Origin of the sequence: Ornithinimicrobium sediminis (assembly GCF_021272345.1) — a bacterium.
GTDB lineage: Bacteria > Actinomycetota > Actinomycetes > Actinomycetales > Dermatophilaceae > Ornithinicoccus > Ornithinicoccus sediminis_B.
In genome coordinates, this window is sequence record NZ_JAJSDQ010000003.1 from 217,191 (window position 1) to 234,568 (window position 17,378).

Here is a 17,378-nt window from a genome sequence, read left to right on the forward strand (position 1 = left end):
AGCACCGAGCAACCCGAGAGGAGTGGCGCCGTGGGACTGTTCGACAACCTCGAGCGCAACCTCGAGCGTGCCGTCAAGGGGCCCTTCGCCAAGGTCTTCAAGGCTGAGGTGCAGCCGGTCGAGATCGCCTCGCACATCCGCGGCGCGATGGACGAGCGGGCCGCCGTGCTGGGTCCGGGCCGCACCATGGTGCCCAACGTCTTCACCGTCGAGCTCGCCGAGACCGACTACGAGCGCCTCTCCTCCTACGACCGCGCGCTCACCGACGAGCTGGTGGCCGCGGCCGAGGACCACGCCGACGCACAGCGCTACATCACGCCCGGCCCCTTCGCCGTGCGGCTGACCAGCGCCGACGACCTGGAGACCGGCATCTTCCGGGTGCGTCCGGCCTCCAAGGACGGCCGACGCCCCACCGACCGGCGCGCCGACGCTCCGCCGCAGGCGCCCCGCTCCCCCCAGCGACCTCCGCAGGGGAGCACGTCCGCGCGACCGTCGCCGGCCCCACCCGGCCCGCACCAGCGTCCCCCGGGCCAGCCTCCCGTGGCAGCCCGGTCCGCCCCGGCTCCGGCAGCCTCCGGCGAGGGCGACACCCGCACCTTCCCCGCCTCCACCGCGCCGCGCAGGCCGCGCCAGCACTCCGGCCGGGGGCCGGCCGCCTGGCTGGACGTCGACGGCCGGCGGGTCGGCCTGGGCGCGGCCGTCACCACGCTCGGCCGTGACGAGTCCGCGGCGGTGATCATCGACGACCCCGGGGTCAGCCGCCGGCACGCGGAGATCCGCATCTCGCACGACGGCCCCCGGCTGGAGGTCCACCTGCGCGACCTGGGCTCGACCAACGGCACCTACCTCAACGGTGACCAGGTCGGCGCGGAGGAGCTCAAGGACGGCGACCGCATCACGATGGGCCGCACGACCGTGACCTTCCACGTGGATCGGGCGCGATGAGCGAGCTCACCCTCAACGTCATCCGCCTCGGCCTGCTCGCCCTGCTCTGGGCGTTCGTCTTCTCCATCGTCGGCGCGCTGCGGGCCGACCTCTACGGCACCAAGGTGCAGACCCGCACCCAGGGGCGGCGCGCCGACGCGCGCGCCCCCAGGCCGGGGCGCGGCAAGGGCCAGGCCGGCCCCACCCACCTGGCGGTGGTCGCCGGGTCGCTGCGGGGCACCACCGTGCCGCTGCACTCCGACGGCATCCTCATCGGCCGCAACCCCGAGTGCACGCTCGTGCTCACCGACGACTTCGCCTCGGGTCGCCACCTGCGCATCTATCCGGGCTCGGACGCGTGGTACGCCGACGACCTGGACTCCACCAACGGCACCTTCGTCGACCAGCGCCGGATCGACACCGGCTACCGGCTGGAGCCGGGCTCCCAGATCCGGATCGGGCAGACCGTCCTCGAGCTGCGCCGGTAGACCGCCATGTCCGTCGCCCTCAGGTATGCCGCGCGCTCCCACATCGGCCTCGGCGCCAAGTCCCGCAACGAGGACTCCGCGTATGCCGGGCCCGAGCTGCTCGTGCTGTGCGACGGCATGGGAGGTCACGCGGCCGGTGACGTCGCCAGCTCGCTGGTCGTCGGCGAGCTGGTGCACCTCGACGGGGAGTCGCACGGCGCGGACGACATGCTCGACATCCTCGAGAACGCCGTCATGGACGCCAACGACCTGCTCGCCGAGGTCAGCCACGACGACACCGAGGCCGGCGGCATGGGCACCACGTGCATCGCCATGCTCCGCTCGGGCAGCAAGCTGGCCGTGGCCAACATCGGCGACTCGCGGGCCTACCTGTGCCGCGGCACCCGGGTCACCCAGATCACCCGGGACCACTCGTTCGTGCAGCAGCTCCTGGACGAGGGCCGGATCACCGCGGAGGAGGCGCTGCACCACCCGCAGCGCTCGCTGGTCACCCGCGTGCTCACCGGCAGGGTGGAGGACCACCCCGACCTGTCCATGCGCGAGCTCCAGGCGGGCGACCGGCTGCTGCTGTGCTCCGACGGGCTGACCGACTACGTCGCCGAGTCGACGGTCTCCGACATCCTGCGCAGCCCGGGGTCCCCCGGTGACATCGCCGACCAGCTCGTGGCCATCGCCCTGCGCGCCTCCGTGCGCGACAACGTCACCGTCATCGTGGCCGACGTGGTCCGTCCCGGCGACGGCAGCACGCAGCCGCAGGTGGTGGGGGCGGTCAGCGAGCTCGGCACCACCCCGGCCAGCAGCACGCCCTCCCCGGCCGAGAAGGCGGCCGCCCTCGCACGGCATACGCAGGGCGAGCCGGAGGCCCCGACACTGGCGGAGGAGGACAGCGGCTCCTCCCTGCTCACCTGGCTGCGCCGGGGGCTGCTCGCAGTCGCGGTCGCCGTAGTGGTCGCCGGGGGCGCCTGGGCCTCCTACGAGTGGAGCCAGGAGCAGTACTTCGTCGGCGAGGTCGACGGTCAGGTGACCATCTTCCGCGGCGTCTCCCAGGACCTGGGGCCGTGGGCGCTGTCGACGCCCGAGCAGACCGTGGACCTGGCCGTCGCCGACCTGCCCGACTACTACCAGGGCAGGGTGCGCTCGACCCTCTCGGCCGACGACCGGGCCGACGCCGACAACATCGTGGCCGAGCTGCGCTCCCTCGTCGCGCTCGACTGCACCCCGATCCCGGTCGTGCCGCCGACCGGGGAGAGCGAGCTCGTGCTGCCGCTGCCGCAGGACGCCACCGCGACCACCGCGCCGTCCCTCACCGTGCTGCCCGAGGGGTGTGACGAGCCGTGAGCACCGTCACCGACGTGCGCCCCCCCACGGGCCGCACGACCGAGCTGCTGCTGCTGGTCTTCGCGATCGCCATCGTGCTGCTCGCCTATGCCAACGTCGGGCTGTCCACCAGCGGCTCCCTGCCGGTCGGGCTCGTCGCGCACGGCGTCGGCTTCCTCGTCGTCACGGTCGCCTTCCACCTGGTCATCCGCTACCGCGCGCGGTATGCCGACCCGCTCCTGCTGCCCATCGCGACGCTGCTCAACGGGCTGGGCCTGGTGATGATCCACCGCATCGACATCGGCACCGGCAGCGGTGCCGCCACCCGCCAGCTCATCTGGACGGCGGTGTCGATCGCAGTGGCCGCCGGGGTGCTCTGGCTGGTCCACGACCATCGCGTGCTGCGGCGCTACACGTTCACGGCGATGGCGCTCGGCTTCGTGCTGCTCCTGCTGCCGATGCTGCCGGTCGTCGGGCTGGAGATCAACGGCTCACGGCTGTGGATCTCGCTCTTCGGCTTCACCTTCCAGCCCGGTGAGATCGCCAAGATCGCGCTCACCGTCTTCTTCGCCGGCTACCTGGTGCAGACCCGTGACGCGCTCTCCCTGGTGGGCACCCGCGTGCTGGGCCTGCAGCTGCCCCGTGGCCGTGACCTCGGCCCGATCCTGGCAGCGTGGGGCCTGTCCGTGCTGATCCTCGTCGCGCAGCGCGACCTCGGCTCCTCGCTGCTCTTCTTCGGCCTCTTCGTGGCGATGCTCTACCTGGCCACCGAGCGCATCTCCTGGGTGGTCATCGGCCTGGCCCTGTTCGCCGGCGGCGCCTACATCGCGTGGCGGCTGTTCAGCCACGTGCAGACCCGGGTCGACCTGTGGCTGGACCCCTTCGCGCCGGGACTGAGCGACCAGGTCGCCCGCGGGGTGATGGGCATGGCCCACGGCGGGCTGTTCGGCACCGGTCTCGGAGAGGGCTACCCCTACGAGACCTACTTCGCCAACAGCGACTACATCGTGGCCAGCTTCGCCGAGGAGCTGGGCCTGGTGGGCATCTTCGCAATGATCATGCTGTTCGCCCTGCTCGTGGAGCGCGGGCTGCGCACCGCCATCGGTGCCCGCGAGGGCTTCGGCAAGCTGCTCGCGGCCGGCCTGTCCTTCTCCATCGCGCTGCAGTGCTTCGTCGTCATCGGCGGCATCACCCGGGTCATCCCGCTCACCGGCCTGACCACGCCGTTCCTGTCGGCCGGCGGGTCCTCGCTGCTGGCCAACTGGATCATCGTGGCCCTGCTGCTGCGCATCAGCGACCACGCCCGCCGGCCGGTCTCCGAGCGGCCGGTCGAGCCGGTGCGCCGGGCCGAGCAGCCCGTGGGGGGTGGCACGTGAACACCCCGATCCGCCGCCTGGCGCTGCTCGTCTTCACGATGTTCACCGCCCTGCTCCTCTCGACCAGCTGGATCCAGTTCGTGCAGGCCGACGACCTGCGCCAGCTCCCGCAGAACCGGCGCACCCTGCTCGACACCTACAGCCGCGACCGCGGGGCGATCCTCGTCGAGGGCAACGCGATCGCCGACTCGCAGCCGACCGACGACGACCTGCGCTGGATCCGCACCTACCCCCAGGGCGAGCTCTACGGCCACGTCACGGGCTACTACTCCTTCACCTACGGCGCGGGTGCCGGCCTGGAGCGGGCGATGAGCTCGGTGCTGGCCGGCACCGACGACAGCCTCTTCTACCGCCGTGTCGTCGACCTGGTCACCGGCACCACCCCGACCGGTGCCGCGGTCGAGACCACCGTCGACCCGCAGGTGCAGGCCGCTGCGGCTGCCGCGCTGGGGGACCGGCGCGGCGCGGTCGTCGCCCTCGACCCCCGCACCGGGGCCGTGCTGGCCATGGTCAGCCACCCGTCGTACGACCCGAACTCGCTGGCCTCGCACAACCTCGGGGCCGTCGAGGACGCCTGGGAGGCGCTCAACGCGGACCCCACCCGGCCGCTGGTGAACCGCACGATCGCCGGGGACCTCTATCCCCCGGGGTCGACGTTCAAGCTCGTGGTCGCCGCCGCCGCCCTGGAGTCGGGTGAGTTCGCCCCCGACAGCCTGCTGGAGGGCCCGCAGACCTACACGCTGCCGGGGACCTCCACCGACCTGCCCAACTTCGAGGGCGGCACCTGCGGCCCGACCGACGAGGTGTCGCTCGCCGACTCCATCCGGGTCTCCTGCAACACCTCCATGGCCTGGCTCGCAGGCCAGATGGGCACCGAGGCTCTCGACGACCAGTCGCAGGCCTTCGGCTTCGAGCAGGACATCGAGGTGCCGATGCCGGTGACCCCCAGCGTCTACCCCGAGGACGCCGACGCCGCGCAGCTGGCCCTGACCGGCATCGGGCAGTACGACGTGCGGGTCACCCCCCTGCAGGTCGCGATGGTCTCGGCGGCGATCGCCAACGGGGGCGAGGTCATGCAGCCCTACCTCGTGCAGACCGTGCGCGACGGCGACCTCGACGTGATCGACGAGACCGACCCCTCACGTCTGTCCCGGGCGGTCTCGGCGACGACAGCACAGGAGCTCACGGACATGATGGTCGACGTGGTCGACAACGGCTCGGGCCGGGCCGCCGCGATCCCGGGGGTCCCGGTCGCCGGCAAGACGGGCACCGCGGAGTTCGGCACGAGTGGTGCGGCGCACGCCTGGTTCACCGGCTTCGCACCCGCCGACGACCCGCAGATCGCGGTCGCCGTGGTCGTGGAGAGCGCCAGCGAGGACTGGACCGGCGAGAGCGGCGGCCGGGTGGCCGCCCCCGTCGGTCGTGACGTGCTTCAGTCAGGAGTGCAGCGATGAACGACACCACTCCCACCCCCCCGGACGGGGAGTTCGTCGAGCCCCGCGTGCTGGGGGGCCGCTACGAGCTCGGCGAGCTCATCGGGCGCGGCGGGATGGCGGAGGTGCACGTCGGTCACGACCTGCGCCTGGGCCGGTCGGTGGCCATCAAGATCCTCCGCTCGGACCTGGCCCGGGACACCTCCTTCCTGGCTCGCTTCCGCCGCGAGGCCCAGGCCGCGGCGGGGCTCAACCACCCCTCGATCGTCGCCGTCTACGACTCCGGGGAGCAGCTGGCCCACGAGAGCGGTGGGGCCCCGGTGCAGGTGCCCTACATCGTCATGGAGCACGTCGAGGGCCGCACCCTGCGTGACCTGCTCAACGAGGAGCGGGTGCTCGACCCTGACGAGGCCGCCCGGATCACCGCGGCCGTGCTGGCGGGGCTGGACTACGCCCACGAGAAGGGCATCGTGCACCGCGACATCAAGCCGGCCAACGTCATGGTGACCCGTGGCGGAGCGGTCAAGGTCATGGACTTCGGCATCGCCCGGGCGCTGGCGGACACCGCGGCCACGATGACGCAGACCCAGGCGGTGCTCGGCACGGCGCGCTACCTCTCCCCGGAGCAGGCCCAGGGCCAGGACGTCGACGCACGCTCCGACCTCTACTCCACCGGCTGCCTGCTCTACGAGCTGCTGTGCGGTCGCACACCGTTCCAGGGTGACCCCGTGTCGCTGGTCTACCAGCACCTCGGCGAGCAGCCGAAGGCACCGTCGGCGCACCAGCCCGGGCTGCCCCGTGCCCTGGACGCGATCACCCTGCATGCCCTGGAGAAGACGCCGGAGGCGCGCTACCAGAGCGCCGGCGCCTTCCGCGACGACCTCGTCGCCGCGCGCACCGGTGGCCGGATCAGCGATGGTGCCGAGCGCACCCTCGCCCGGGTCGTCGGTGCCGCTGCGGCAGGTGGTGTGGCCGGCGCGGCCGCTGCCTCCGCCGTCCGTGACGACGGTGCCACCGAGGTGGTCGGCGGTGCCCCGGCATACGGTCCGGGCAACGAGGCGACCATGGCCATGGGTCGACGCGGCGCCCCGGTGGACGACGGCTACGAGCGCACCGACGAGATCCCCGTGCGGGAGGAGCGCCACGGCGGCGGCTACCTCATGCTCGGCGCTCTGGCGCTGCTTGCGCTCGCCGCCATCGGGTTCGTGGTGTTCCAGGTGCTCGGTCCCGGCGACGAGGAGGAGGTGCTGCAGGTCGCGGTGCCCTTCGTCGTCGGCCTGACCGAGGACCAGGCGGTGGACCGGCTGGCCGAGGACGGCCTGGAGGCGGACGTCGAGCGCGTCGAGGACGAGGAGCCGGAGGGCGAGGTCATCGAGCAGGACCCCGGCCCCAACCAGATGGTCGACGAGGGGTCGACCGTCGTGGTCACGGTCTCCAGCGGTCCTGACGCCATCGAGATCCCCGACGTGGAGGGCTTCGCACAGGACGCCGCACGCACCATCCTCACCAACGAGGGGTTGACCGTCGCCGACGACGTCGAGGAGGTGGACGACCCGGAGTTCGAGGCGGGCCGGGTCGTGCGCACCGACCCGCCGGCCGGTGACGAGGTCAGCCCCGACGAGCCCGTCACCCTGGTCGTGGCCAGCGGGGAGGTCGAGGTGCCCAACGTGGTGGGCCGTGACCTCGGCGACGCGGTGAGCGACCTGCGGCAGAACCGGCTCAGCCCGGTCACGGAGTACCGCGACTCCACCGAGTCGGCGCCCAACACGGTGCTCGAGCAGTCCGCCTCACCCGGCGACGTCGTGGAGTACGGCACGGAGGTCCGGCTCATCGTGGCCCGGGCGACCGCCCCCACCGTCACCCTTCCTCCCGAGACGGTCACCGTGACTCCCACCGAGCCGGAGGAGACGACCGACCCCGAGGAGACCACCGACCCCGAGGAGACCACCGACCCGGAGGAGACCACGGACCCGGAGGAGACCGAGCCACCCGACGAGGGCCTGGCTCCGCCACGGCCCACCGGGCCCGGGTCGAACAGCTCCGGCGGCCGCGGGTCCGACCCCCCGGGCAACCCAGGCTCACCCTGACGGCGCTGCCTGCCCGGGGCATCGAGGCCGACCTGCCATCCGGTGGTGCTGTGGAGTCCGACCGGTGCCGCCTTGTCTGACCGGTGCTGCCTTGTCTGACCGGTGCTGCCTTCTCGGACCGGTGCCGCCTTGTCTGACCGGTGCTGCCCTCCAGTGCAGCACTGGTCAGAGAGGACAGCACCGGAACGCTCCACCACCCCGTCTCACCACGCGTCGTCGGCAGCCGACGTGCCGAGCGCCCCTCACCCACCGGTCGCCGGCCCGTGGTGCGGCCGTCAGCGCTGGTTGAGCTCCGCGGTGCCGGGGTCGGGCTCGTCCTCGCCTGGGGTGGAGGTGTCGTCGACCGAGTTGCTGTCGGGACCGACGATCTGCACGTGCTCCGGGCGCACGGACCCGGAGAAGCCGGGCATCTGCACGGTGTCCAGAGACTCGACGAGGTAGCCCAGGCCGAGCGCAGCAGACCAGGCGCGGTAGTTGCTGACGATGTCGTCCTCGGCCAGGGACGTGGACATCGCGTCGAGGTCACCGATGGCGGTGATGACGTAGGGCGGTGAGTAGACCCGGCCCTGCAGGTAGAGCGTGTTGCCCACACAGCGCACCGCGCTGGTGGACACGACCCGCTGGTCCTGGATCATCAACGCCTCGGCCCCTCCGGCCCACAGGGCGTTGACCACTCCCTGCACGTCCTGCTGGTGCACCACGACGTCGTCGACGGTGTACCCCTCCGGGAGGGTGTCCAGCGTGTAGCCGGCGTCGTCGAGCGTCACCCGCAGAGCCGCCCCCTCCACCGGGCCGAGCCCAACCACGGGGGCGAGCTCGTCGGCGTCGGCGGAGATGTCGGTCGAGATGATCGAGGTGCCGGACCGGCGCTCGAGCTCGTCGATCTGCGTGCTCAGCCGGCTCGCGTCGCGGCTGAGTGCCTCGACCTGCTGCGTGCGCTGCTGGATCAGCTCGGGCAGGCTGCCCGGCTGTCCCGGGAAGTCGGCACCCTTCGCCAGGGCCGCAGAGGTGCCGAAGAGGAGACCGGCGCCGAGCGCCATGACGGGCACGGCCCAGCCCCACCCGTGCCGGGTGGTGCGCGGGGTCGGCGTCTCCGAGGGCATCACCGCCAGGGTATCCCGCCGCCGAGCACGTATCCTGTGTGCACCATCCACGATCGAGGAGCCTGACCGTGCCTGAGTCCACCGGCCGTCCCGGAGCCAACAAGCCGTCGAAGCACTCCGGCGACCCTGCGACGAGGGCTCAGGCGCAGGGCCGTCCAGAGCCGAAGAAGCAGCGCGTCGGCAACCCGTCCTGGTGGGTGCCGGTGATGTCCGGCCTGATGATCGCCGGGGTGCTGTGGGTCTCCACCTTCTACATCACCCAGGGTGCCCTGCCGGCACCGATCGGCTACTGGAACCTCGCCATCGGGATGTCCCTCATCATGGTGGGCTTCCTGATGTCCACGCGCTGGAAGTAGCCCCACGGGGTGGGTGTACCCCCACGGGGTGGGTGTTGCCCACACGTTATCCACAGGATGGGGATAACTACAGGGGTGTAACTCAGCGGCCCACCATGGTGAACAGGCCCTGGACCTGCTCGACCCGCCAGCTCGCGGCGGCGAGCAGCAGGATCACGATGCCGACGAACAGCGGCCACTGCAGGGAGCGGCGGCGCACTGCAGCAGGGTCGCGACCCTTGGCGGCGGTCAGGGCCAGCACCCCTGCCACGGCCGCCCCGGTGACGGCGCCGCCGAGGTGGGCCTGCCAGGCGATGTTGGGGATGACGAAGCCGATCACGCCGTTGATGGCGAGCAGCACGAGGATGCCGGCTGTGTCGCGACCCAGGTGCCAGTTGAGCACCAGCACCGCGGCGAACAGCCCGAAGACCGCCCCCGAGGCCCCGACGGTCGGGGTCAGCCACCCCTGTCCGGTGGCCAGCAGGACGTAGCCCACCGACCCGCCCAGCGCGCTCACGAAGTAGAGCACCCCGAAGCGCAGCCGCCCCAGCATCGGCTCCAGGTAGCCGCCGATGATGTAGAGGGCATACATGTTGAACAGGATGTGGAAGAGGCTGGTCGGCGAGTGCACGAAGGCGGCCGTCAGCATCCGCCACGGCTCCTGCACCGTGAGCACCGGCACGAACATCAGCTCACTGGTGACCTGGGGGTTCAGCCGCTGGCCGAGGTAGACGACCACGCAGACGCCGATGATCGTCAGGGTGACGACGGGGCGGGTGTCCGGGCGCGCCGGCGCCCCGAAGCGTGAGGTGGGCCGGGGGGCGCTCCGGCGTGCCTCGGCGACGCAGTCGACGCACTGGATGCCGACCGCGGCCGGCCGCTGGCACTCCGGGCACGTCGGACGCCCGCACCGCTGGCAGCTCACGTAGGCCACCCGGTCGGGGTGGCGGGGGCACACCGGCGGCCCGGTGGGGGCCGGCTCCTGCTGCGGGGAGGACGTCACTGGGGCGCGAGGAGTGTGGTCGCTGGCCGACCGTGGCGGTCGTCAGTCCTGCTGGACGCTGACGCGCTCGATGACGACAGGCTCGACCGGCTTGTCGTTGCGGCCGGTCGGCACGGCGGCGATCGCGTCGACGACCGCGCGGCTGTCGGCGTCGGCGACCTCACCGAAGATCGTGTGCTTGCCCTGCAGCCACGGGGTGGGCTCGACCGTGATGAAGAACTGGGAGCCGTTGGTGCCCTTGCCCATCCGCTTGCCGGCGTTGGCCATGGCCAGCAGGTAGGGGACGTTGAAGTGCTTGTCGGGGCTGATCTCGTCGTCGAAGGTGAAGCCGGGGCCACCCATCCCCTCGCCGAGGGGGCAGCCGCCCTGGATCATGAAGCCCGGGATGATGCGGTGGAAGACCAGGCCGTCGTAGAAGGGCTGCGGGTTGCTGCGGCCGGCGTCGTCGGAGTAGTCCAGCGAGCCCTCGGCCAGTCCCACGAAGGTGGCCACGGTCTTGGGGGCGTGGTCGGCGAACAGGGTCATGGCGATGTCGCCGTGGTTCGTGTGCAACGTGACGTTCATGACACACATCCTCCCACGCCTGCTCAGGGCTCCGGCGGCCCCGGGGGTCGGGTGGATTAGGCCAGCGTAAAGGGGCAGGATGGGGGCAAGAACTCACAGAGGAGGGTTTCCGTGCTTCGCACCAACACCGAGAAGTCCAAGGACAAGGCCGTGTCCCATGCCAAGGACGCCGGCGCGCACGCAGCAGCCGCGGGGGAGAAGGCAGGCGAGACCGTCCTCAACGCGGCGAGCTCGCTGATGCACGCCGTGTCCGAGGCCGTGGCGCCCCGGGCCGAGGCGGCCGCCAGCGTGACCCGTGACCGCACCCAGCACGCCCGCGAGGTGGCCGCCGAGAAGGCTGTCCACGCCCGTGCCGCTGCCGTGTCGGGCGTCGACCGGGGCATCGACACCGCCGTGCCCCGTGCCCAGGAGGGCCTGGCGCACCTGGGCCCCAAGGTCGACCACGCTCGCGACAGCATCGTCGACGACCTGCTGCCCAAGCTGCAGGAGCTCATCGGCTCCGTGCAGGTCGCCAAGGACGACATTCTGTCCCGGCAGGAGGGTCCCATCGCGGCCGTCACCGGCTCGCCCAAGAAGAAGAGCCGCAAGGGCGGCGTGCTGCTGACCTTCGGTGTGCTCGCCGCGGTGGGTGCGGCGGTGGCCTACTACCTGTCGCAGAAGCAGGACGAGGACGTGACCGACCCCTGGGCCGGCACGGTCGACCGGCCCGTGGGCGGTTCACCGGGCGTGGACACCCAGGTGCGCGAGGACGTCGCCCCGGGCGCGGCGGCCCCCGAGGTCGCTGCTCCCGCTCCCGGCGCCGGTGTGCAGGCCACGCCCGTCGAGCCGGTCGAGGACGACGTGCCGGGCACCGACCCGGACGCGCGCACCGGCTTCGGCACCGACTTCGGTGAGGGAGAGGCCGAGGAGCACAAGCCGCAGGCCTGAGCCACGACATACGGCAGAGCGGTGACCACCCGGGAGGTGGTCACCGCCCTTCGTCGTCCCCGCGGGAGCACTCCCGTCGGTGACCTCAGTTTTCACTCCTGTCCCGCGTGGCGTCGCCACGGAAGCGTCTGCTGCTCCTACGCTCGCCGTGTAGCAGACCCGTTCGCCCGTGTCGCCGAAAGGGGGGTCGCCCGTGACCGTTCCGGCACGCCCTGCCTACGGAGAGCGGCCCGAGGGCGAGGACGGCCGGCCCCCGGGCACGGTCGACCTGCTGGAGGCACCCGCCCGGTCGCGCCGGCCCCCGCCCGTCACCCCCCACGCCCCACCCCGGCCCCAGGTCGACACCGGGCGCGTGACGCGCCGCGGCGGCGGCCCTCGTGGCCCGAGCGGCATCGACCCACGGCCCGGTCACATCCCCGGCCTCGACGGCATCCGGGCACTGGCGATCCTGGGCGTGCTGGTCTTCCACTACACCCCTGCCCTGCTGCCCGGGGGCTTCCTGGGGGTCGACGTGTTCTTCGTCGTGTCCGGCTTCCTCATCACCACCCTGCTCATGCGCGAGCTCGCCCAGCGCGGCCGGATCGACCTGCCGCGCTTCTGGCTGCGGCGGGCCAGACGTCTGCTGCCGGCCCTGTTCACCGTGGTCGTGCTCAGCGTCGCCGCGGCCCGGGTGGTGGGCGGCGACCTGCTCGTCGCGATCGGACGGCAGACCTTCGGTGCCCTGACCTTCTCGACGAACTGGGTGGAGATCGTGGCCGGGGCGAGCTACTTCCACTCCACCTCCCCGCTGCTCTTCGTCAACTTCTGGTCGCTCGCGGTCGAGGAGCAGTTCTACCTGCTGTGGCCGTTCGGCCTGGTGCTCGTGCTGGCCCTGACCTCCGGCACCCGGCACCGTCTCTACGTCGCGGGCGGGCTCGCCCTGGCCTCCGCCACCGCGATGGCCGTCCTCTACACCCCTGGCGAGGACGCGACCCGCGTCTACTACGGCACCGACACCCACGCCTTCGGCCTGATGCTCGGCGTGGCCCTCGCCTTCGCCTGGGCCGGTCCGGAGCGGGCCTGGCTGCGCACCGAGACGTGGCGGCGCTGGCGAGGAGCGGCCGTGGGCCTGTCGCTGCTCACGCTGGTCGGTCTCATGGTCTGGCTCACGGAGGCCACCGCCTTCACCTTCCGCGGAGGCATCCTGCTGGCCTGCCTGGCCACCGTGGTCCTCATCGCCGGCCTGCTCGAGAGCAACAGCCCGTGGCGGCTGTGGATGAGCCTGCCGGTGCTGGGCTGGCTGGGCAGCCGGTCCTACGGTCTCTACCTGTGGCACTGGCCGGTGCTCGTGATCGCGGCGGCGCTCGTGCCCTTCGCCCACGGCACCCTGCGCGGCTGGCTGGTGATCTCCACGGCGCTGCTCGTCTCCTTCGTCATCACCGAGCTGTCCTACCGGCTCGTGGAGACCCCCATCCGCCGACACGGCTTCCTGGCGCCGCTGCGGAGCGCCGTGCGCTGGCTCGCGACCCCCTGGACCCACTCCCGGCTGCCCCGCCTGGTGGCCGGTGGGCTGGCGCTGGTCCTGCTGCTGACGGTGGTGGCGGTGCTCACGGCACCGGAGAAGTCGGAGACGCAGCGCCAGATCGAGGCGGCGGAGGCAGCGATGAACGCACCCGTGACCGGTTCGGCCGCCCGCGTGGAGGCGGCGCGCGGGCTCGCCCTGGGCACCATGGCGACGCCGCTCGAGGAGGACGCCGGGGCTCCGGCCGTCGACGAGGCCCTGGAGGATGAGACCGAGGAGGCCCTCGAGGAGGACGCCGGGGCTCCGGCCGTCGACGAGGCCCTGGAGGATGAGACCGAGGAGGCCCTCGAGGAGGAGGCCGACGAGGGGGCGGAGGCCGCCGAGCAGCCCGCATCGGGTGCTGCGGCCGACTGGGGCTGGACCGAGGACGAGGACGGCCTGCTGGTGCCGGCCGGGGAGGACCTCACGGCGATCGGTGACTCCCTCGTCGTGACCAGCCGGGACGGCCTGTCCTACCGCTTCCCCGACATCAGCTATGCCGCGAAGTCGAACCGGCAGTGGAAGGACGCCCTGCCGGTCCTGGAGCAGGCGCTGGCCGAGGGGTCCGTGCGCGACAACGTGGTGGTGCACTTCGGCACCAACGCCGGTGTCGACGAGGAGCAGGCCAGGGCGTTCGTGGAGGCACTCGGCCCCGACCGGCGCGTGGTGCTGATGAACCTCTACGGCTCCAGCACGTTCGTGCCCGGCTCCAACGAGGTCATCGCCGAGATCGCCGCCGACCGCCCCAACGTCGTCGTCGGGGACTGGCAGGCGGCAGCCACGGCGCAGCCGGAGACCCTCCAGTCGGACCGGATCCACCCGGACATCGACGGCATGCACGTGTATGCCGAGGTGGTCGCCGAGTCCTTCGACGCACTGGCCCGCGGAGAGGGCTGACGCCTGCCTGCGTTTATGGCAGGCTCGGTGACGTGAACATCGTCTTCGTCGAGCCGCACTTCCCGAAGAGCCAGCGCGAGTTCGTGCGCGCACTCGCGGAGGCAGGGGCGTTCGTGATGGGCGTCGGCGAGACCCCGGCGGAGTATCTGGACGACCAGCTCAGGTCGTGGATGGGTCACTACGAGCAGGTCGGCTCGGTCACCGACCTGGAGGCGATGACGCACGTCGTCCGCCGCCTGCAGAGCTGGGTGTGGGTCGACCGCCTGGAGTCGACCATCGAGTCGCACATGATGCCCGCGGCCATGGTCCGCGAGGCGACCGGCATCCCGGGCACCTCCGTGCACACCACCTGGCTGTGTCGCGACAAGCCGTCGATGAAGGAGGCCCTGCGGGCGGCCGGCGTCCCGACGGCCGCCTCGGTCGCCGCCGACGACGTGGAGCAGATCCGCGCCTTCGCCGCACAGGTCGGCTACCCGCTCGTCCTCAAGCCCCGGGACGGCGCGGGCGCGGCCGCGACCAGCCGGGTCGACAACGACAGCCAGCTCGAGGAGGCGCTGGGGCAGTTCGGCCACGGCACCACCTCGATCGCCGTCGAGGAGTTCGTGGAGGGCCACGAGGGCTTCTACGACACCATCAGCATCAACGGCGAGCCCGCTCTCGACTTCGCCTCGCACTACTACCCGGGCGTGCTCGAGGCGATGCGCACGCGGTGGGTCTCACCGCAGTACATCGCGACCAACCGCATCGACAGCGGAGGGCTCTACGACGAGATCCGTGAGATGGGCCGCACCGTCGTGCAGGCCCTCGGCATCCAGACCTCCGCCACGCACATGGAGTGGTTCCACGGCCCCAAGGGTCTGAGGTTCAGCGAGATCGGCGCCCGCCCGCCGGGGGTGGGCTGCTGGGACCTCTACTCCGCCGGCAACGACATCGACGTCTACCGGGCCTGGGCCGAGGCCGTGCTCTACGGCCACACGGACATCCGGCCCACCCGCAGCCACTCCGCCGGCATCATCGCGCTGCGCCCCGACCGCGACGGCACGATCAGCCACTACTCCGGGCTGGAGGACGTGGAGAACCGCATGGGTCGATGGATCATCGACGCGCACCTGCCGGGGTCGGGCACGCCCACCCAGCCGGTGGCCAACGGCTATATGGCCAACGCCTGGATCCGTATGCGGCACCCGGACTACGACGTGCTGCGCACGATGCTCGACGACGTCGGCAGCAGCGTGCAGGTCCATGCCCACTGAGCCGCACATCACCTTCCTCGGCCCCCAGCGCACCCCTCGTCTCGACGAGGTCGTGGCCTCGCTGGGCCTGCACGGCCCGTTCGCGACGGTCAACGCCGGCTGGCAGGAGCGCGAGCCCGAGGACGAGCTGCTCGACAGCATGCTCGGCGGCCGGAGCCACAACCTGCACCTGTGGCGTCGCATGCAACAGCTGTGGGAGGCCGACCCGGAGTTCGCCGAGGCCGACCGCGAGCGCCGCGACGTGCTCGAGGAGATGCAGCAGCTCTACCTGCAGGGTCTGGACCATGCTATGGCGGCGATCACCGAGCTGCACCAGCACACGCCGCGCAACGCCTGGGTGATGGAGACCGCCCTGGCGGACACCGAGCGCATCGTGCGTGACCTGGACGCCCGGCACCTGGAGCGGGTCGCCGAGGTGCACGCCGAGTTCTGGTCGCGCACCACACCACACGAGCGGGCCGAGCTGGCCGAGGCGCGGGAGGCCATCGCGGTCGAGCTGAGCGACGTGGAGGCCGTCGTCATCCCCGGCGGCCACGTGGGGGTGCTCCTCGGCGCGCTGCACCTGTTCAACATCGCGCCGGCGCTGGACGTGCCGGTCGTCGCCTGGGGCGCCGGTGCCATGGCGCTCACCGAGCGCGTCGTGCTCTTCCACGACCGGGCCGCGCACGGCCCGGCCGTGGCCGAGGTGTTCGCTCCTGGTCTGGGGCTGGTCAAGGAGACCGTGGCCCTGCCGTCGGCCCGTGAGCGCCTCGACCTGGCCAACCACGACCGGATGGCGATCCTGGCCCGCCGGTTCGCCCCCTCGCGGTGCCTGCTGCTGGATGCCGGCGCGCAGGTCCACGTCGGCGCGGACGGACGGCTGCCCGCGGGCGCGACGGTCATCGGACCCGCAGGCTCCGCCCAGCCCCTGGAGGCGGCATGACGACCACGCCCGTGGAGCACCCGAGCAAGCAGCGGCGGCGGCACAAGCTCGCGATCAACCGGCTGCGGGAGTCCGAGGGCCTCGACGAGGCGGCGGTGGACGCCTTCGTCGCCGAGCACGCCGTCCCCGTCGTCGAGGGCTCCAAGTGCACCTTCCTGTTCCGCGGGGAGGCCGACGAGGTCTGGGTGCGGCACCGCATCGTCAACCAGCCGCAGCGGGTGCCGATGAAGCGGGTGCCCGGTCTGTCCCTGTGGTGGGTCACCATCGAGCTGCCGGAGGGCTCCCGGGTGGAGTACCAGCTCGAGATCCGCCGCGGGGAGCACTACGAGCACCTCAACGACCCGCTGAACCCGCACGTCGCGCACAGCCCGGTCGGGTCGTCGTCGGTGTGCCACGCGGTCGGCTACACCACCCCCGACTGGGTGCTGCACGACCCCGACTCCCGCCCCGGCGAGCTGCACGACCTGCAGTTCCACTCCAAGGCGCTGCGCCGCAACACCACCAGCCGCGTCTACCTGCCGGCACGCTTCCGCCGCACCACGTCATACCCGCTGCTGGTCGTGCACGACGGTGACGACTACCTCAACTACGCCGCCATGAAGACCGTGCTGGACAACCTCATCCACCGGCTCGACATGGCCGAGACCATCGTCGTCTTCTCCAACCCCGCCGACCGGCTGCGGGAGTACCCCAACTACGCCGCGCACGCCCGCCACATCAGCGCCGAGCTCATCCCGTCGCTGCACGAGCGGCTCCCGCTGATCGACCGACCCGACGCGCGCTGCCTGATGGGGGCCAGCTTCGGCGGCGTCGCCTCGCTGTCCGTCGCCTACCGCAAGCCCGACCTGGTCGGCTCGCTGCTGCTGCAGTCGGGCTCGTTCGTCTTCACCGACATCGGCGACGAGCACGGTGGAGGCCCGGCCTTCGACCCCGTCGTGAAGTTCATGAACCGCTACCGCGAGCGCCCTCGCAAGGTCGCCGAGCGCATGTTCATGACCTGTGGCGTCTACGAGCCGCTCATCGTCCACAACCGCTCGATGGTGCCGGTCTTCGAGTCGACCGGCACGACGGTGCGGTATGTCGAGGCGCGGGACGGGCACTCATGGGAGAACTGGCGCGACCGGCTGCGGGACGGCCTGTCGTGGATCTTCCCCGGCCCACAGCGCTTCGTCTACGAGTAGTCTCGCGAGGACCGGACCCGGAGGGGGT

15 protein-coding genes are annotated in these 17,378 nt (G+C 71.9%); 12 read left to right on the forward strand and 3 right to left on the reverse strand.

Annotation, left to right across the window (positions count from 1 at the left end; genetic code table 11):
• Nucleotides 1-30: 30 nt before the first annotated feature.
• The 6 genes from LVO85_RS08815 to pknB are packed head-to-tail and all read left to right on the forward strand — an operon-like array spanning nucleotide 31 to nucleotide 7,625.
• Nucleotides 31-945, forward strand: a complete 915-nt coding sequence (locus LVO85_RS08815) for an FhaA domain-containing protein (RefSeq protein ID WP_232747056.1) — start codon at nucleotides 31-33, stop codon at nucleotides 943-945.
• Complete coding sequence (locus tag LVO85_RS08820; protein ID WP_232747057.1) at nucleotides 942-1,412, forward strand: FHA domain-containing protein FhaB/FipA; 471 nt, start codon at nucleotides 942-944, stop codon at nucleotides 1,410-1,412. Before LVO85_RS08815 ends, LVO85_RS08820 begins: the two co-directional genes overlap by 4 nt.
• A gap of 6 nt (nucleotides 1,413-1,418) precedes the next feature.
• Entirely contained in the window at nucleotides 1,419-2,750 is a 1,332-nt protein-coding gene (locus LVO85_RS08825; RefSeq protein WP_232747058.1) for a PP2C family protein-serine/threonine phosphatase, read from the forward strand.
• On the forward strand, nucleotides 2,747-4,105 hold the full coding sequence (locus LVO85_RS08830; protein ID WP_232747059.1) for an FtsW/RodA/SpoVE family cell cycle protein: 1,359 nt from the start codon (nucleotides 2,747-2,749) through the stop codon (nucleotides 4,103-4,105). Before LVO85_RS08825 ends, LVO85_RS08830 begins: the two co-directional genes overlap by 4 nt.
• Nucleotides 4,102-5,559: a peptidoglycan D,D-transpeptidase FtsI family protein gene (locus LVO85_RS08835; RefSeq protein ID WP_232747060.1), complete on the forward strand. Its 1,458-nt coding sequence runs from the start codon at nucleotides 4,102-4,104 to the stop codon at nucleotides 5,557-5,559. The genes LVO85_RS08830 and LVO85_RS08835 overlap by 4 nt, the downstream gene beginning before the upstream one ends.
• Entirely contained in the window at nucleotides 5,556-7,625 is a 2,070-nt protein-coding gene (gene pknB / locus LVO85_RS08840) for a Stk1 family PASTA domain-containing Ser/Thr kinase (protein WP_232747061.1), read from the forward strand. The genes LVO85_RS08835 and pknB overlap by 4 nt, the downstream gene beginning before the upstream one ends.
• A 275-nt stretch (nucleotides 7,626-7,900) precedes the next feature.
• Here pknB and LVO85_RS08845 read toward each other — a convergent pair whose 3' ends face one another.
• Complete coding sequence (locus LVO85_RS08845) at nucleotides 7,901-8,728, reverse strand: DUF881 domain-containing protein (RefSeq protein ID WP_232747062.1); 828 nt, start codon at nucleotides 8,726-8,728, stop codon at nucleotides 7,901-7,903.
• Between the two features lie 68 nt (nucleotides 8,729-8,796).
• Between LVO85_RS08845 and LVO85_RS08850 the strand changes: the two genes are divergently transcribed.
• The gene (locus LVO85_RS08850) at nucleotides 8,797-9,084 is read left to right on the forward strand and encodes a cell division protein CrgA (protein ID WP_232747063.1); all 288 of its coding nucleotides are present in this window, start codon (nucleotides 8,797-8,799) and stop codon (nucleotides 9,082-9,084) included.
• 82 nt (nucleotides 9,085-9,166) lie between these two features.
• Here the strand turns inward: LVO85_RS08850 and LVO85_RS08855 are convergent, their stop codons facing one another.
• Both LVO85_RS08855 and LVO85_RS08860 read right to left on the reverse strand, forming a co-directional pair.
• Nucleotides 9,167-10,066, reverse strand: a complete 900-nt coding sequence (locus LVO85_RS08855) for a rhomboid family intramembrane serine protease (protein WP_232747064.1) — start codon at nucleotides 10,064-10,066, stop codon at nucleotides 9,167-9,169.
• A 42-nt stretch (nucleotides 10,067-10,108) separates the two neighbouring features.
• The gene (locus LVO85_RS08860) at nucleotides 10,109-10,630 is read right to left on the reverse strand and encodes a peptidylprolyl isomerase (RefSeq protein ID WP_232747065.1); all 522 of its coding nucleotides are present in this window, start codon (nucleotides 10,628-10,630) and stop codon (nucleotides 10,109-10,111) included.
• A 111-nt stretch (nucleotides 10,631-10,741) separates the two neighbouring features.
• Here LVO85_RS08860 and LVO85_RS08865 point away from each other — a divergent pair, with 111 nt between their 5' ends.
• The 5 genes from LVO85_RS08865 (at nucleotide 10,742) to LVO85_RS08885 (ending at nucleotide 17,350) form a co-directional block, all read left to right on the forward strand.
• On the forward strand, nucleotides 10,742-11,557 hold the full coding sequence (locus LVO85_RS08865) for a hypothetical protein (protein ID WP_232747066.1): 816 nt from the start codon (nucleotides 10,742-10,744) through the stop codon (nucleotides 11,555-11,557).
• Between the two features lie 193 nt (nucleotides 11,558-11,750).
• On the forward strand, nucleotides 11,751-13,994 hold the full coding sequence (locus tag LVO85_RS08870) for an acyltransferase family protein (protein ID WP_232747067.1): 2,244 nt from the start codon (nucleotides 11,751-11,753) through the stop codon (nucleotides 13,992-13,994).
• A gap of 32 nt (nucleotides 13,995-14,026) precedes the next feature.
• A complete protein-coding gene (locus tag LVO85_RS08875) occupies nucleotides 14,027-15,247 on the forward strand; it encodes an ATP-grasp domain-containing protein (RefSeq protein WP_232747068.1) in 1,221 nt (406 codons plus the stop codon).
• Nucleotides 15,237-16,169, forward strand: a complete 933-nt coding sequence (locus LVO85_RS08880; RefSeq protein ID WP_232747069.1) for a type 1 glutamine amidotransferase family protein — start codon at nucleotides 15,237-15,239, stop codon at nucleotides 16,167-16,169. Before LVO85_RS08875 ends, LVO85_RS08880 begins: the two co-directional genes overlap by 11 nt.
• Nucleotides 16,166-17,350 (forward strand): alpha/beta hydrolase-fold protein, encoded by a 1,185-nt coding sequence (locus LVO85_RS08885; protein ID WP_232747070.1) that lies wholly within the window; start codon nucleotides 16,166-16,168, stop codon nucleotides 17,348-17,350. The genes LVO85_RS08880 and LVO85_RS08885 overlap by 4 nt, the downstream gene beginning before the upstream one ends.
• Nucleotides 17,351-17,378: the final 28 nt, after the last annotated feature.

Bases quoted from the DNA above. Each gene is read 5' to 3' on its own strand.
- LVO85_RS08820 (WP_232747057.1), top strand. From the start codon at position 942: ATGAGCGAGCTCACCCTCAACGTCATCCGCCTCGGCCTGCTCGCCCTG.
- LVO85_RS08825 (WP_232747058.1), top strand. From the start codon at position 1,419: ATGTCCGTCGCCCTCAGGTATGCCGCGCGCTCCCACATCGGCCTCGGC.
- pknB (WP_232747061.1), top strand. From the start codon at position 5,556: ATGAACGACACCACTCCCACCCCCCCGGACGGGGAGTTCGTCGAGCCC.
- LVO85_RS08845 (WP_232747062.1), bottom strand. From the start codon at position 8,728: ATGCCCTCGGAGACGCCGACCCCGCGCACCACCCGGCACGGGTGGGGC.
- LVO85_RS08860 (WP_232747065.1), bottom strand. From the start codon at position 10,630: ATGAACGTCACGTTGCACACGAACCACGGCGACATCGCCATGACCCTG.
- LVO85_RS08880 (WP_232747069.1), top strand. From the start codon at position 15,237: ATGCCCACTGAGCCGCACATCACCTTCCTCGGCCCCCAGCGCACCCCT.
- LVO85_RS08885 (WP_232747070.1), top strand. From the start codon at position 16,166: ATGACGACCACGCCCGTGGAGCACCCGAGCAAGCAGCGGCGGCGGCAC.